Raw genomic sequence first — 16,162 nt, forward strand, 5'->3', positions numbered from 1 at the left:
GTGTTATTGTGTTAATGTATTGTGTTTTTAGATTAATCGTACTAATCATTTTGTCTCATAACCAAAGCGGATGATATACTATTTTGTAATTAATGTGTAGGTTGTTATTTATTGTCTTAAAATAAATGTGAATATATATTCATTTATTATTCGTGTCATAAATACTTATTTTGGCACTTGTTAATAGAAGTACTCAAAGAGGTAATATGTGTTAATGCTAATTGTCGTCACTCATTGCTTCTACTAAATGTTAGAATTCCTAAAAAAGTACGATGGAGCTTGGTAATAATAGCCATACTCATAGCATCGTTATATTGATTATTGGCTTATAGCCCATAACACGGTTATATTAAATATTAACCTATAGCCCATGGCATCATTATATTAAATATTACTTCATAGCCCATGGCACCGCCATGGGTATAAAAATAAATAGTATGTTATCTGAACTACTCACTCAACGCCACACCAAAGAGCAGCTGCTCGCCATCTTGAACGAACATCCCGAATGGACTGAAGAGCTGATTGACTTAGCCGTTTCAGGCCGACATCCGGAAGGGTGGAGGGCTGCCTGGTTATTGGGGTTTGTAGCTGACAAGTATAGACTACAGCAACGGGTAGGAGAGTTGATCGCTACCTTGCCCGATAAATCCGATGGTTATCAGCGAGAACTATTAAAGAGAATACAAGAGCTGACGCTAAATGAAGAGCAGGAAGGTGAGTTGTTTGATTATGCCGTTCAGATTTGGGAGAGCATTGGAAAAATTCCTTCGGTACGCTCTATGGCGATGAACCTTATGTTGGCGATTATTCAAAAATATCCGGAACTGAAAGAAGAACTAACCTATCTGTTGGAAGAAGAATACCTCTCCACGCTTTCACCAGGAATACGCAAAGGGTTGGAAAAGAGAGTAGGTCAATTGTTAATGAAGAATGAAGAATGAAGAATGAAAAATAGGGTTTATCACGGTTCGTTGTTTATAAGCAGGAAAAAGCAGTGAACTGGTCCAAGAGTTCAAATTCCGAACGAGGCACGAGTAAGGAATTGCTCTTGGACCAAGCGATTTACTACATCGGCTCCCCAAGGATGTATTTTCTACTTACATGAAACAAACCGTGATAAAGTCTATTGAAAATTAAAAATTTTTCCAAAAACAGGCTTACTCCCTTCTTCTCCACAATCTCCTTCTCCAAAAACATTATCGCTAATCAGGTAGAGGATATCTCCGATGGGAGCAATGCCCTCTACATTAGTATTGTACCCCTTCTCTCCTTGGGTATTGATAGCTGCAGAAAAGTTATGTTGCCTAAAATCTGCTCTGGAAAGTTCTTCCTGAGTAGGCAGTCCATTGATTTGGGCTAAAGGAAGGATGTCCATACCATAAGTTCCTCTTTTACTTCTGAATAGATAAAGTTCGTTGGAGTTAGGCATGAGTGCCATATCCGTATACCTTTCTCCATCGGGAAGCTGCAGTAAGAACTCTTCATGATCTGCCAAGAGGCTTAAGGTGCATTGACCATTTTTCCATTCGATCTGAAAACAGTACAGAGAGGCTTCTGAGAACCAGAAGTTACTTTCCCTTAGCGCATATAGGATACCTCTTTTTTCATCGATTTCTAATCCTTCAATGCCTTTTCCTCTTTTGAAGTCCTGACATGGGCCGAAAGAGGAATCGACGTCCAAAGGGAGTTCTTTTCCGGTGTGGAGATCGAGTAGATGTATCGTATTGGATGCTTCATTGCTGAAGAATAAGTACTGTTGGTAGAGCGCAATCCCTTCGATGTCATACTCCTGATCGCTTAAAGTTAACGGAAGAATAGTAAGTGTTTCTGTATCAGGGTAATATTTAAATACTGTCGCGCAGTTCTCAGACATAATGTATAAAGTGTCGTCCCTGCTATCCATGGCAGAAAGCTCGTATTGCTGATGCAATGCAGGAGGTAGTTCAGAAAAAAGAACCTCCTGGGCAGAGACCAAAGAGGGGAGAATACAGAAAAGTAACCACAGGTTTTTCATAGGGAAAATACAATTAGAATAAGGAATACTTGCAATTTATAAGTGTTTATGTGAAATAAAATTATTATTTATGTAATATTTCCAATATAATATTGTGGCATTTGATTGTCGTAATGGAAACCTATTAAACAACTAACAACGATTAAATAACATGCAACAAAACGTCAAACAATACTGGAAAGAGAACCTCTTTTACCTGGCTGTATTGCTGGGTATATGGTTTTTGGTATCCTATGTTTTTGGAGTGCTGGCCGTAGAGCAATTGAACATGATTCAAATGGGAGGCTTTAAGCTAGGCTTCTGGTTTTCTCAGCAGGGGTCAATCTATGTCTTCGTAATCCTGATTTTTGTCTATGTCCGACTTATGAATCGACTGGACAAGAAATATAATCTAGAAGAAGACTAAGAGCTTGTCTGAATCAGTATTCTAAACAAGTTCTAAGTACTTAGAAAACGACACACACCACAACAACACACAAACTTATGGATATTCAAACCTGGACCTACCTACTGGTAGGACTATCATTTGCGCTTTATATCGGCATTGCGATCTGGTCCAAGGCCGGTTCAACCAAAGAGTTTTATGTAGCCGGAGGAGGTGTATCTCCACTGGCTAACGGAATGGCTACGGCTGCCGACTGGATGTCAGCGGCTTCTTTTATTTCCATGGCTGGATTGATCTCCTTTATGGGATATGATGGAGGGGTATACCTGATGGGCTGGACCGGAGGGTATGTTTTGCTAGCCTTATTGCTGGCCCCTTACCTTCGTAAATTCGGAAAGTTTACGGTGCCGGATTTTATCGGCGATCGCTATTATTCCAATGCAGCTCGTACTGTCGCAGTAATCTGTGCACTATTCGTTTCCTTTACTTATGTAGCAGGACAAATGAGGGGAGTAGGCGTTGTATTCTCCCGATTCCTGGAAGTAGATATTAATACGGGAGTGGTCATTGGGATGATCATCGTTCTCTTCTATGCCGTATTGGGCGGTATGAAAGGGATCACGTATACGCAGGTGGCACAGTACTGTGTTCTGATCTTTGCATTTATGGTGCCGGCCATTTTTATTTCTATACAGATGACAGGGCACGTACTACCGCAACTGGGCTTTGGAGCAACTTTAAACGGTACGGATGTTTACTTATTGGATAAGTTGGATGGACTAAGTACTGATCTAGGCTTTGCAGCCTATACCAGTGGCTCCAAGAGTATGATTGACGTCTTTGCTATTACAGCGGCCTTGATGGTCGGAACAGCGGGATTGCCCCATGTGATTGTCCGTTTCTTTACGGTGCCTAGAGTAAAGGATGCACGTATATCTGCAGGTTATGCCCTATTGTTCATAGCCATTCTGTATACCACTGCACCAGCAATTTCTGCTTTTGCCAGAACCAATTTATTACAAACCGTATCGAATAAAGAATATAGCTTATTACCTTCTTGGTTTGCGAACTGGGAGAAGACGGGACTGATCGCCTGGACGGATAAAAACGGAGATGGCAAGATACAGTACACCGCAGGAGCAGCCTTGACGGGCAAGCCTGAATTTACAGAGCAACGAGGAGCAAATGGCGAACGCCTGCTAAGTAATGTGAATACGGCGACCACCAACGAACTATATGTGGATCGTGATATTATGGTATTGGCCAATCCAGAGATTGCCCAATTGCCCAATTGGGTAATTGCATTAGTAGCTGCTGGAGGACTGGCTGCTGCATTGTCTACGGCTGCAGGTTTACTTCTGGTAATCTCTACTTCGGTAGCGCACGACCTGATCAAAAAACAATTAAAGCCTAATATCTCTGATAAGGGAGAATTATGGGCAGCAAGAATTGCCGCTGCTGGAGCAGTGGTGGTGGCAGGGTATTTTGGAATCAATCCACCAGATTTTGTAGCCGCAGTAGTCGCCCTCGCCTTTGGGTTAGCGGCAGCATCCTTCTTCCCGGCGATCATCATGGGGATCTTCTCCAAACGAATGAACAAGGAAGGTGCCGTGGCAGGTATGGTGGTCGGATTGACCGTTATGCTATTTTACATCTTGAAATATAAGTTCGGATTTTTGGGTGGAGGAACTAAAGAAGATTGGTGGTTTGGTGTATCTCCAGAAGGATTCGGAACGATTGCCATGCTGATCAACTTTGCCGTATCTATGATCATCTCACGCTTTACACCAGCACCACCGGAGGAAGTAAGAGAGATGGTGGAACATATTCGTTACCCAAAATCAGATGGTACGCCACGAGAGGAGGAGCCTTCTTCTGTGTTGGCCCATTAGCTTTGATTCAAGGCGTCTAAAACAGTAAGAGCTTGTTTGGAATACTGATTTAGATAGAGAAAATTTCTATAGCCTGTTCAAATTGATTCAAATTTGAGAATAATAGTGGTTCTATTTGTCGAAAATTTGAGTCGATTTGAACAGTGATTAGAGGAATTTTCTATCTGAAGACGTATTCCAAACAAGCTCTAAAGCAATACGGGATAAGTACAATTTCTTATCCTGTACTCTTATAGATAATACTAATAACAACTTCACACAAAATAATAGACAACCATAACAAGACATGAACTTAAAGATTCAAACATTAAGTGGGTATTTTCATGAATACCAAAAGAGCGTATTGGAACCAGAGAAATTTTGGGGGAGAATAGCAGAAACGTTCCATTGGAAAAAGAAATGGGATAATGTCGTTGACTGGAACTTTGAGGAACCTAGCGTAAAATGGTTTGTCAATGGTAAAATGAACATTACCGAAAACATGCTGGATCGTCACCTGTTTACCAGTGCAGACAAAACGGCTATCCTATGGGAGCCTAATGACCCGAATGAAGCACACCGTACGATTACCTATCAGGAATTATATGACTTGGTATGTCAGTTCTCTAATACCTTGAAAGCGCAGGGTGTAGAAAAGGGCGACCGTGTGATTATCTATATGCCAATGGTACCGGAGGCGGCAATCGCGATGATGGCTTGTGCCAGAATCGGTGCGGTACACTCGGTAGTATTTGCTGGATTCTCTTCTACGGCATTGGCAGACCGTATTAATGACTGTCAGGCGAAAATGGTCATTACCTCAGATGGAAATTTCCGTGGAGCGAAAAAAATCCCAGTGAAATCTGTTGTAGATGAGGCATTGGAAAATACAACTTCTGTAGAAAAAGTGATCACCCTAAAGAGAACAGGAGAGGAGGTGACCATGAAAGAAGGAAGAGACCTATGGTGGCATGAGGCGATCCAAGGCAATGAAGGACCTTGTCCGGCAGAGGCCATGGACTCAGAAGATATGTTGTTCATTCTTTATACCAGTGGATCTACGGGTAAGCCAAAAGGTGTGGTTCATACTTGTGGTGGCTATATGGTGTATACGCACTTTACCTTTACAAACGTATTCCAGTACCAGGCAGATGATATCTTCTGGTGTTCAGCGGACGTAGGATGGATCACAGGACATTCTTATATCGTCTACGGACCATTGCTGGCAGGAGCTTCTATGGTGATGTTTGAGGGAGTGCCAACGTACCCAGGGCCAGACCGTTTCTGGCAGGTAATCGACAAATATAAAGTAAATCAGTTCTATACAGCACCAACAGCCATCAGGGCGTTACAGGCCTTCGGTCAGGAGCCATTGGAAGGGTATAGCCTATCCTCTCTGAAAGTATTGGGTACGGTAGGAGAGCCGATCAACGAAGAAGCATGGCACTGGTACCACGCTTTTGTAGGAAAAGGAAAATGTCCGATCGTGGATACTTGGTGGCAAACCGAGACAGGAGGGATTATGATCTCCCCAATCGCAGGAATTACGCCTACCAAGCCTTCTTATGCGACCTTGCCGTTACCAGGTATTCAGTTGACGATATTGGATGACCAAGGCAACGAACTAAAAGGGAATAGTGTAGAAGGAAACCTATGTGTGAAGTTCCCTTGGCCAAGTATGCTGCGCACGACTTATGGCGATCACGACCGTTGTAAGCAAGTATACTTCTCTATGTTTAAGGGATATTACTTTACCGGTGACGGAGTGAAGCGTGATGAGGACGGATACTACCGTATCTTGGGTAGAGTGGATGATGTGATCAACGTATCAGGACATAGAATGGGTACTGCCGAGGTAGAAAATGCCATCAACGAGCACCCTAAAGTGGTAGAGTCTGCCGTAGTAGGTTATGATCACGAGATCAAAGGACAAGGCATCTATGCCTATGTGATTGCTGATACTACAGACCGTACCGAAGAGAACCTGATCAAGGAGATCAAGCTGACGGTATCCAATATCATCGGTCCAATTGCTCGTCCGGATAAGATCCAAATTGTAACAGGCTTACCGAAAACAAGATCGGGTAAGATCATGCGCCGTATCCTAAGAAAGATTGCCAACGGAGAAGTAAGCAACTTTGGAGATACCTCTACGTTGCTGGATCCATCAGTAGTCGATCAGATTATTGAAGGAGCCCTTCAAAAGGCGGATTGATTTTAATTTTTAATGAAGAGTTTTTAATTATTAAGGAGTGGTTTTTAATAATTGAAAATTCCTAGAACTGGTCGTAGCGTCCTCGCTACGACCTTTCCATATTTTGAGCGTCCTCGCTCAATAAATAATGTTGAAGGAGAAAGAGGTCTAATCGATAAAAAAATCTATCGATTCAACACATCATCCTTCGTACTCATCGCAATCACCACCACCTCATCAATCAGCTCTTGCGCAACCTTAAGTTCTTGTAGTGTTGCTACCAAGTGCGTAGCCACAGCATTGAAGTGTGCTTCTTCCAGTTGCATATGGGCGTGGGCATCACGCATATTTTTACCAGTATAAGCCATAGGAGCTCCAAAAGCATAAGCCAAAAAGGCTTTTTGTTTTCCCGCCTGAGTAGCCATATTCGTATTTTTGAAAAAGTGGCTGATGCTTTCATCGGCCAGTACCTTGGAATAAAAAATGTCCACGGCTGCGTTTACGGCATCCATTCCTCCGATACGCTCAAAAAGTGTTTGTTGTTCTACCATAGTTCTTGAATGATTAAAGATGAATATTCCTATAATTTAATGGAATATTGTTGGAAAAGGAAATTATATTCTTGTTAGAAAGTCAATGTCTTCTGTAAAGGTAGGATAAAGCATAAACTTGTAGTATTATCTGCTAAATAGTATAAAATACCTTACAAAGAATGCACTATTTAGCGCCTGCTTTCTATGTAAGGTATATATATTCTAGTGATTAAACATAATCTACCCGCGAATATGCTACAAAGTACAGAGGAATATATTAAGCATCTGGAACTTGAAAATGAAGCGCTGAAAGAACAGAATGCCTCTCAGCTTAGTATGTATGAGATGACTACTCTTTATCTAAAACGATTACAGGAGGAGCTGAGGGAGTCCGAGAAAAATCTTATAGCAACGAATAAAAAACTAACGGATAGTATTAACTATGCTAAACACATTCAGGATGCTTTTGTCGTAGGCCATCATTCTCTACAGCAATTGATTCCTGAATCGTTTATTCTATACCTTCCTAAAGATATTGTTAGTGGTGATTTTGTATGGACCCATCAACAGGGTAAAAGTATTTACTTGGGGGTGGGAGATTGTACTGGACATGGTGTTCCTAGGGCAATGCTTTCCATCTTTGTGATCAGTATGCTTAACCATATTGTCAGCCATTTTAACGTAGAAGATCCTGTATCTATTATAAGGCATTTGGATCGTTTAGTACAGGAGTATGTATCGAATAAAACAGCAGACAGTGCCGAGTTAGCAATCATCAAGTATACTCCAGATGAAAAAACACTTGTTTATGCCGGAGCAAAACGTCCTTTGGTACAAGTATGTAATGGGGAAATCATGGTGTATAAAGGGGCAAGGTATACCATCGGTTCTCCAGATAGAAGGATAGAAGATGTAGTGAATCATATCATTCATGTAAAGGAAGAAAGTATGTTCTATACTTTTTCCGATGGCTACTCGGATCAGTTTGGAGGTGAGAATGATCGTAAGCTTAACCGCAAAAGACTTTTTACACTTTTACAACATATAGCGGAAAAACCACTCAAAACACAAAAGAATAACCTTGCTGAGGTTTTGTTAAAATGGAAGGGACAAATACCTCAGACCGATGATATTGTCGTTACAGGACTTAAAATATAAATTCGAACTTATGGAAGTTTCAGAAGTAAAAATTACTGCTAGTGAGGTACTCCCTTTATTACCTTATAAATTCGAGGTAGTCATTCAGAAACCATATGGAAAAGTATTTTTGTTACCAGATGAAAGTATATTGATTTGTGAACTCACGAAGCAGTATGTTCCCATTGAGCAATTCAAGGAAATCTTTACGGAAATCAAGCCCTTTATTGAACAGTTTGGAATCAGGAAATTTGTCTTTGATAAGCAAAACTTACGTGTGTTTCATCAACCTTCAATGGAATGGTATTTCGTTAGCTGGAAAGAAGAAATGTATCGTAAGGGGCTTTCGGTACACCGCAAAGTATTGCCGCAGGATCAACCTGCTTTTAATCTTGCCGTAGAAGCAGGGAGAGCTAAGATTCTAGCCGAGTATAAGGAGAGTATCATCCATAGGCTGGATATACAGTATAAAGCAAGTGTACAGGAAGCAATAGAGAGTTAAAGAGAATTAATGCTGAAGTATTATTCTCAGTTATCGTTGCTAGGGATGGACCCCAAAAGTATGCTAGTCCAAGAATTTTTCTTGGACTGGAAATGACGAAAGTATTTGCTTTTGAGTTGTTATGAAATGGGTAACTTGAAAGCAAATACTTTCGTTATTTTAGGTACAAAGCAACCACACCATGTAAGTAATGGTTGTGTTAACATACTTTTATAAAAAAATGAAAGGCTAACTGAGAATAGCTAGCCTTCTGATCTATTCACATATACTATGTACGAAGAGGGATGATATAGTTTTGATGAAGATCTTTTTTAATACTTGCCTTCAACAATGACTATGGTAGCTGATAGGAAAACATCAAGGGAGTGCACCCTCCATAACCACCGGATGTAGCACCCCAGTAAATCTTGTCGTCTATCGTAAATGTAGTCTTGTAAGCGTTAGAACCCCCGCAGCCCGGGTATGTAGATACTTTTACCCAACTTTCACTTGGAGTGTCAAATCGGAGCAAGTGTTGCCCTTGATCAAGGATATAAGCAGTATTTTCAGCATACACTCCTACAGGGGCTTGTAGGTAATCGTATTGTCTTATGGTATTTTGAGAATTCTCTTGCCAACTATCCATATTAGGGTCGTACAACCAATTGCTTCCGTAAGTGATCAGGTAGATGTTTTGATTATCCTTAAAGGCAAAAGCGAAGTCATAGAAGGTGATGGGGAGGTTATTCTTTTGGGTAAACTCTTCGGAGGAATAGTTGTAGGTCCAAACTTCTCCTTGATTTGTAAGAATATATAATAGCCCATTATACTCAAAGTGAGTGGCTCGTGTGAAAGAGAACGGCAAATTTTCTTTTTGTGTCCAGGAGTTTGTGTCAAAGTTATATTCCCAAAAGTTATGGGAAGGTTCCCCTCTGACAAGACCACCTATTTTAAGTAATTTATTACTTTTGACGACCAAGAGACTGTGTTTACCTCGTTCCCCCGGAAAGACTACTTCTTCCCTTTGCCATGTATCGACAGATGGGTTGTAGCGGTAAAATACTTTGTCGTTGGTCTCCAAAATATAGCCTAGGTTGTTGTACGTAAAAGCTGTATATGGATGCCCCCATGAGAAAGGAGTGGCTGCTTTTGAATGCCATTGCTGCTTGATTTTAAATGAAGTGCTTGAGCTAGTCTCTTTTAAACCGTTGACGATAACTTTTATAGGAGAGAAGTAATTGTAGAGTAAGCTGGATCTAGAGACACTCGGGATAATGACCTTGAGAGAGTCATTCTTGTGCTCGATAATATCGGCGGTATAATCACCGAAAAGGACTTCGAAAGTATTGTCTTCTTGAATATTTTCCATGACTATGGAAATCGTGTCTCCTGAATACCCTTCATTAGCGGAATAACTTTTGATCACCGGACCTTTTATTTCAAGAAGCTCTTCGGATAAAATAACTTGTTTTCCAATGGATAGTTTAATGGGAAGTTTACCATGGAATTTCATGTAGGGAAGCTTAAAAGTAATATGCTCCTTGCTAGAGGTTAATCGCTCCACCTGTTTATCATTGATGAAGATTTCATTGTATCCTATATTATTACTGAAGTTTTCTCCAAAGACCGTGATCTCATCTCCATCAAAACCGGAGATTGGCTCAAAGCGATGGATGCTAGGGGTGCTAAGAATGAAGGAATGAGCATTGCTGACGTTTTGGTTGATAGTCACCGTTACAGCTGTACTATCATCAATGGGAAGGTTGTGTGAAATAAAGCATTGTAGTATAGAATCATTGGAAGCGGGAATCATATAGACGGAGTGATTGCCAAATCGTATATCGGTAGGGAAAGTTTTCTCTCTAAGGCGTTTTCCGTAAATCCTTAATGTATCACCCACTTGTCCTGTATTACTGGAGAGGCTATCGACCTTTGGGGTGTATCCCGTAAAGGAAAAGTTCTTTGTTTCTCCGTAAATGCTGGAGTCCGTAACGATAAATGCTCTGTAGAAATAAGTGATATCGCTGCTTAATCCGGAAGATATAACATATTTGAAGTTCCCTTTGTCAGGACTGTTTTTTACGTACACAACGTTTCTTGAGGTGTCACCGGCTTCTCCGTATTCAAAGCCTAGAGCTTCTATTTCAGTATTATTCATTTTGAGGAACCCTTGGAGTATGACTTCTTCGTCTGCATTTTTAATTGCACTTTCAGTAGTTACGGTAGGGGGCCCCGACCTTAAAAAGAAGTCATTGTCTTGACATGAAAAAAACAGTATCATCATCAAGCTGATGTACGAGAGTAAAGGTCTTTTAGACATAAAGAATTTGAGGTTATTAATTTAAATAAAAAGTAGACTTTATCACGCTGTATTTTGTATAAGCGAAAAAATACATTTCTAGTGGGCTGAATGCCAAGTAAACTTACAGTTAAGTACTACGGTTAAAGGGGTTTAAGGAAGAAGGATCACTATTGAGATACCCTTATTCCTTTATCCTTCCTCCTTTATCCATTATATGCTCACCCGTATCCCTGGCCCCAACATCACAAACCAGGTCTCGGCTTTAATCAGGTAACCAAACCCAAAATAGATTGGCAAGGAGAGCTTTCTTCCTGGTTTATACAGAGGATGTAGAGATAGTAGGGTAACCAATCCCAAGTCTCGGTCAGTATTATCATCACTCAGGTTAAAGGCGTTTAGTGCGATACTACCCACACCAATACGGTAAGGTTGTAGTTTGGCAATCGTTCCTTTCTTATAGAACTGAAACTGTGCCATGGCGGCAATACTTACCCCCCCAAGGCCACCAATGTCGTCTTCATTAAAACGTTTGACCAGAAGTCCGGCAGGAAAAGAAACATCGATGTCAAAGTTATATCTACGGCTTAGGATAAGCGTGATTTTCTTTTCCTGAATAGTGTCTTGGTATTTGTCTCTTTTGTGTTTCACCTTGATCTCTATGCGGGACCATCCCTCTAGGTTATAGGTTTTTGTCGCCAGGTAATCATTGAGTCGAAGGCTGGACGCTGTACAATCACTTTTGTCGTAATGTTGGTAGCGAGGGGAGCTGTCGTCAGGACATACTACAAAATTTTCAATTTTAGCGATCTCAGTCAATTGCATCCTGTCATTGAGTACCCTGACATCAACCTCCAGATACTGTTTTCCATTCATATTACTGGGCTGGTCCAATAGGGCAGGGTTGAAGGAAAGTACAATATCCCTGATATTCGATTCATAAAAGAGATTTTTATCAATTTGATCTACTCGATATTGGTGTTGGTCATCGTATTCTAAAGTGACAAAGTCGAACTTGCGGGGTTTTTGATGTTCTTGAACTTTTAGACTATACCCGGTTGGTTTGTGATGATCATAAATCGGAATTTCTGATAGATTAATATTCATCGGAATTCGGATACGTACCTCGTGTAAGGTAGGGGTATTCAACAAAGAGTCTTCCTTGATCTCGTCAGTACCTGCAAATTTAAAATAACTCTTGTCCAACTCTTCACCCTCAATACGTAAGTCAACAATTTCTCCGGGGTTGACCGTCAGGTTAGTGCTCCAGTTTCTTCCACTTTTTAAGATGCTAACCTTTTGAATCTGTGCAGGCTTACTAAGGGTAAAGTTGGTGAGGAACAAAGGGGTATCCCCATCCTTGATATATAGGTATCCTGTAGCTGCATCGTGTGTACTATAAGGGCGTAGTTCACAAAGGATACGGTTGTTGCTCAAACGTGCCTTAGTATAGAGCTCAGCCATGAGCTTACCTCCCTTGGCTTCTTGTTCTTCTAAGCGGTAGGTCTTTTGTAAACGTAGGTTACGGTGATTTTCAATTTCGATTTCTACACCTTCACTTAGGGCTTCATTGGTTAGGGTGATTTCTTTCTGATTGGCACCCAAAAAGGCTAGTCGGCTACTTTTGACAGAAAAAGTAAGGTTGATTGGATTCGTCTGGTATAATAGTGTATCCGCCAGGATATGAGGGATATAAGTATCGGCACGAAAAGAAAGCTGATCATCCCGGCTATTTTGTGTCATCACATGTAATTGTAATTTTCCTTGTTCGTTGGCAATGCGATAGAAGATGCCATCAGATTCTTTCCATAAATTATCTGTTTTGATATTCTCTGGATGGTTGCTAATCAAATCGAAAACCTGATCTTCCCCCACATATAAGGTTTTGTTACGATAGGTGTGGTCAGCCATTTCGATACGGGTTTCCGTATATGGTAAGAACTTAAGTTCCTGTAGTATTTCTTGCCCATCCATCGTCCAGATGGCAAAAGTAAACGAGGGTGTGTTGGTACGAACCAGATTGGTAAATCGTAGATATACTCGGAAGAATTCCTCATTAACGTTGATGATTTCTCCGTCAATTTCATATTCAGGAGAAAGAATAGGTTTAACGGAAGCAATAGTATGAGGTTTTTTGAGCTTGATTCTGATTTCAAGCAATTCATCAGGCTCTTCAAAATAAAAAGGAAGGAGACGATAACCGTTTTGTTTTACGTCACGCTTACTAAGTTGAGTCCTGCGATTATGGTTGATCACAGTAGCGTCCAGAATTTCCGTTGAGCTGATTTTCTGCACGGTTTGTTCTATCATTTCCTCTTCGTCCTGTTGTGCCACTCCCATCGTAGTGACAAGTAAGGAGATCAAAAAGAGGAAGGAGGCTGTCGTTAGTTGTTTAATGTGATTCATTAGCTGTTTGTTGTTGAAGTGGCTGAAAGCCGTTAGTTAGATTGCTTTTTGCTTAATCAGTCAATAAACACTAGTCGTAGCGTCTTCGCTACGACTAAAGCATAGTGCAAGCGTCCACGCTTGCCTTTACATTTGAGCGAAGATGCTCAAATTATGTTATACTCGTAGCGTGGACGCTACGGGCAGTAGATGGTAAACCCAATAAGGATGTACGATTATAAAAGAATAAAAGTTATTGAAAAAGTCCTATAATTTAATGAATCGTAACAAAACCCTAATTAACTTACCTTTTACCTACTACCTGTGTTGGGGCGACCACGTGGGGGCGCCCCCAATGTTGTCAATTTAAGAAAAGGTAGACACTAGTCTTAGCCTCCAGGCTAAGACTTAAACATAATGGGAGCGTCCTCGCTCCCGTTTTTAAGGCCTTGAGCGAGGACGCTCAAGTTATGATTTTAGTCGTAGCGAGGATGCTACGACCAGTTCTTAGCTTAAATTGACAGCATTGGGATTGCCCCTACGATATTAAAATTCAATCGCATATTGGATTTTACTGCTTTTCCGAGCGATCATTTCTTGAAGAATTTTTCGCAAGGACATCGCAATCTGCAGCATTAATCTTACCCAACCTACTGGATTGGAATACGTGATAACCCATTTAATGATTCTGCCGAGTAGCTTCATACTGAGTTGTAGCCCATTGACTTTCTGATCTGCTTGTTGTAAATGTTGCTGCAACGCTTCCTTGTTTAGCGTAGGAGAGGCAAAGGTGGTGCAATCAAAGTCACTGTCAAAGTGAGAGAATAAAAGTGTTTTGCCGCTCTGATCTGTGGTTCTCACAAATTTGTCTTTAAGGATAAAGTTGAGTCCTTGGCGTAAAATGAGCAACCCTTCCTGTACTTCTTCCTGTAAAGCAAGAATGGCCCCTTCCAGTGTTTCCAAGAGTTTTGAAACCACTTCTTTGGCTTTTAGAACAATCTCTCTGGTTTTTCTGATTAACCATTTTAATCCTTTTATAACAGATTGTGTCAGGGTCTTGATACCGTAATAGGCTCTTTGTCCTAAGGCAGATTGCTCCGCCAGTGCTTTGGCTTTATTGGCCCATTCTGAGCGAAGCAATTGTTCGGCTTCTAGTCGGTCTTCTGCTCGGTCAAGTTGATTCTCAATCAAGGTAGCGATACTCTCTAAAGCACTAGTAGTGGAAGTGACCGCTTCTGTTTCTTCTTCCTCACTCATATCTCTTAGAAGATACTGTATATTTAAGGCCCAGTAATCTTCTCCCATATAATTGATGACTTGCTCTAAAGGGATTTCTTCTCGCTCACAAACTGTAACGATGGATTGATAGGTTGCTTGTTTGACCTGATTGTCCAGTTTACCTTGATAGGTACCCTCCATCCATTGCCATACTTGCAGTAGTCTGATCAGGAAGTAGTTTCCTTTGTTATTTTCAAGTCCCTGTATGTAATCAAAATCTCGTTTATCCTTATTGGCGGTTTTTCTTAGTTTAAGAACTTTATTGAGTGCTCTAAAGCCTTTCCCACTAAGGACATCTTTTAGTTTTCGATTAAAGGCGACACTATTGGCAGGCTTTTCAATTTGCTCATCCTGATAGCGGAAAAAAGCAATGGGATGATGTTCCTGACAATAATCTCCTTGAAGAATTTCTTTGGTAAGTTGTCGGATATTGGCCGTTTTACGTACTAATGTTTCTGTACTCTCATCAGGAAGCCATAACTTTAGTTTATGAATAGCCTCTAGGCTTTGTTGAGAAAAAGGATTTCCTGCATGTCCATCCAATAGGTCTAGGACATCCAATCGATAGTGGGTAACCCTGCTGCTAATCGATAGAACTCCTTCTGTAGGAATTACAGGGATGCGGAACTCTCCCTCTAAACTAAGCATGGAATGCAGTAGCTTTACTTCGATAGGATTGAGCGTATATTTTTGGGCTTCCATATCGACATCCTCTTCAAACAGGAAGTCTTGCTCCAGAAGCTTTGCTTTTTGATACTCTGCTCGAAACTGTTGAATGCCTTGTTTTAATTGATCTCGATCTTCTACTTGATAATCAGAAGGAAGATATCCTAGTTCTTTAAGAGGAGCAATGAACGTTATTTTTTTAGTAGCAGCAGTTTTCTTTGGAGCAGAGAGGTCTATTTGTTCATTGAGCGCATCCAGTAATTCCATGATAGAAGTAAAAGGTAAAAGGTAATAAGTAAAAGGTAAAAGGTAACGGTAGGGGCGACCCCAATGCTGTCAACTTAAGCTGAAAGTAAAAAGGTAGAAACTGGTCGTAGGGTCCTCCCTACGACCTGAAGCGAGTTTGCACTACGCTTTCTACATGTACTATTTCCTTAAATTGATGGCATTGCGTCTCAGGCGAGGACTACACACCAATAGTACTAGCAAGATTGTCAGGAAATTTTAGTTAAGGATTTCCTGCATAAAAGAGAACATGGCCGCTCTAGCCTTTTGTGCTTGTTCAATCATCAACACATGTGTGCCTAGTAGCTCTTTTTCTTGGTCTGTTAGTTGTTCTTTTACGAAGTTGAATGTATCATGGTCAAAATCAATGTGAGTAGCTGCTAATAGCTTTAACTCACCTTCTGTTTTACCACCTTTGGTTTTGATTTCGTTCAGGATATTCTTGAAATCAATTCCCCCTTCGTCGTTGATGTGATGGGTAAGGTCACCCGTAACAGTAGTCACATCAAGGGTTGTCAAGTCAATTGCTGTATCGTTGAGCTTTTGGATAACTCCAGAAAACAGATCTTTAAGATTACTCATATTGTTTTGAGATTAAGCTTTTGAAATAAATTCTTGGACAATTGGTATA

Annotated in this window: 12 protein-coding genes; 6 read left to right on the top strand and 6 right to left on the bottom strand. The window is 40.7% G+C overall.

What is annotated here, in order from left to right:
• Positions 1 to 416: 416 nt before the first annotated feature.
• Positions 417 to 944 carry a hypothetical protein gene (locus ABD985_RS13850; RefSeq protein WP_345372684.1) on the top strand — a complete coding sequence of 176 codons (528 nt, stop codon included), beginning with the start codon at positions 417 to 419 and terminating at the stop codon, positions 942 to 944.
• Positions 945 to 1,126: 182 nt separating this feature from the next.
• Here ABD985_RS13850 and ABD985_RS13855 read toward each other — a convergent pair whose 3' ends face one another.
• Entirely contained in the window at positions 1,127 to 2,017 is an 891-nt protein-coding gene (locus ABD985_RS13855; RefSeq protein ID WP_345372685.1) for an esterase-like activity of phytase family protein, read from the bottom strand.
• Between the two features lie 151 nt (positions 2,018 to 2,168).
• On the opposite strand from ABD985_RS13855, the gene ABD985_RS13860 reads away from it, so the two are divergent.
• From ABD985_RS13860 to acs, 3 genes are all read left to right on the top strand, one after another.
• Positions 2,169 to 2,423: a DUF4212 domain-containing protein gene (locus ABD985_RS13860; RefSeq protein ID WP_345372687.1), complete on the top strand. Its 255-nt coding sequence runs from the start codon at positions 2,169 to 2,171 to the stop codon at positions 2,421 to 2,423.
• A gap of 77 nt (positions 2,424 to 2,500) precedes the next feature.
• Positions 2,501 to 4,294: a sodium:solute symporter family protein gene (locus tag ABD985_RS13865; RefSeq protein WP_345372689.1), complete on the top strand. Its 1,794-nt coding sequence runs from the start codon at positions 2,501 to 2,503 to the stop codon at positions 4,292 to 4,294.
• Between the two features lie 286 nt (positions 4,295 to 4,580).
• The gene (gene acs / locus ABD985_RS13870) at positions 4,581 to 6,488 is read left to right on the top strand and encodes an acetate--CoA ligase (RefSeq protein ID WP_345372691.1); all 1,908 of its coding nucleotides are present in this window, start codon (positions 4,581 to 4,583) and stop codon (positions 6,486 to 6,488) included.
• Positions 6,489 to 6,652: 164 nt separating this feature from the next.
• Here acs and ABD985_RS13875 read toward each other — a convergent pair whose 3' ends face one another.
• Positions 6,653 to 7,018, bottom strand: a complete 366-nt coding sequence (locus ABD985_RS13875) for a group I truncated hemoglobin (protein WP_345372693.1) — start codon at positions 7,016 to 7,018, stop codon at positions 6,653 to 6,655.
• 234 nt (positions 7,019 to 7,252) lie between these two features.
• Between ABD985_RS13875 and ABD985_RS13880 the strand changes: the two genes are divergently transcribed.
• Together ABD985_RS13880 and ABD985_RS13885 are read left to right on the top strand one after the other, a co-directional pair.
• Positions 7,253 to 8,158, top strand: a complete 906-nt coding sequence (locus ABD985_RS13880; RefSeq protein ID WP_345372695.1) for a PP2C family protein-serine/threonine phosphatase — start codon at positions 7,253 to 7,255, stop codon at positions 8,156 to 8,158.
• A gap of 10 nt (positions 8,159 to 8,168) precedes the next feature.
• Positions 8,169 to 8,639: a hypothetical protein gene (locus ABD985_RS13885; RefSeq protein WP_345372697.1), complete on the top strand. Its 471-nt coding sequence runs from the start codon at positions 8,169 to 8,171 to the stop codon at positions 8,637 to 8,639.
• 334 nt (positions 8,640 to 8,973) lie between these two features.
• Here ABD985_RS13885 and ABD985_RS13890 read toward each other — a convergent pair whose 3' ends face one another.
• From ABD985_RS13890 to ABD985_RS13905, 4 genes are all read right to left on the bottom strand, one after another.
• A complete protein-coding gene (locus ABD985_RS13890) occupies positions 8,974 to 10,938 on the bottom strand; it encodes an IPT/TIG domain-containing protein (RefSeq protein ID WP_345372698.1) in 1,965 nt (654 codons plus the stop codon).
• Positions 10,939 to 11,130: 192 nt separating this feature from the next.
• Positions 11,131 to 13,323: a hypothetical protein gene (locus ABD985_RS13895; RefSeq protein WP_345372700.1), complete on the bottom strand. Its 2,193-nt coding sequence runs from the start codon at positions 13,321 to 13,323 to the stop codon at positions 11,131 to 11,133.
• 525 nt (positions 13,324 to 13,848) lie between these two features.
• Positions 13,849 to 15,513 carry a hypothetical protein gene (locus ABD985_RS13900; RefSeq protein WP_345372702.1) on the bottom strand — a complete coding sequence of 555 codons (1,665 nt, stop codon included), beginning with the start codon at positions 15,511 to 15,513 and terminating at the stop codon, positions 13,849 to 13,851.
• A gap of 237 nt (positions 15,514 to 15,750) precedes the next feature.
• Positions 15,751 to 16,113, bottom strand: a complete 363-nt coding sequence (locus ABD985_RS13905; RefSeq protein ID WP_345372704.1) for a hypothetical protein — start codon at positions 16,111 to 16,113, stop codon at positions 15,751 to 15,753.
• Between the last annotated feature and the right edge of the window lie 49 nt (positions 16,114 to 16,162).

The organism is Algivirga pacifica, from assembly GCF_039543525.1.
Lineage (GTDB): Bacteria > Bacteroidota > Bacteroidia > Cytophagales > Flammeovirgaceae > Algivirga > Algivirga pacifica.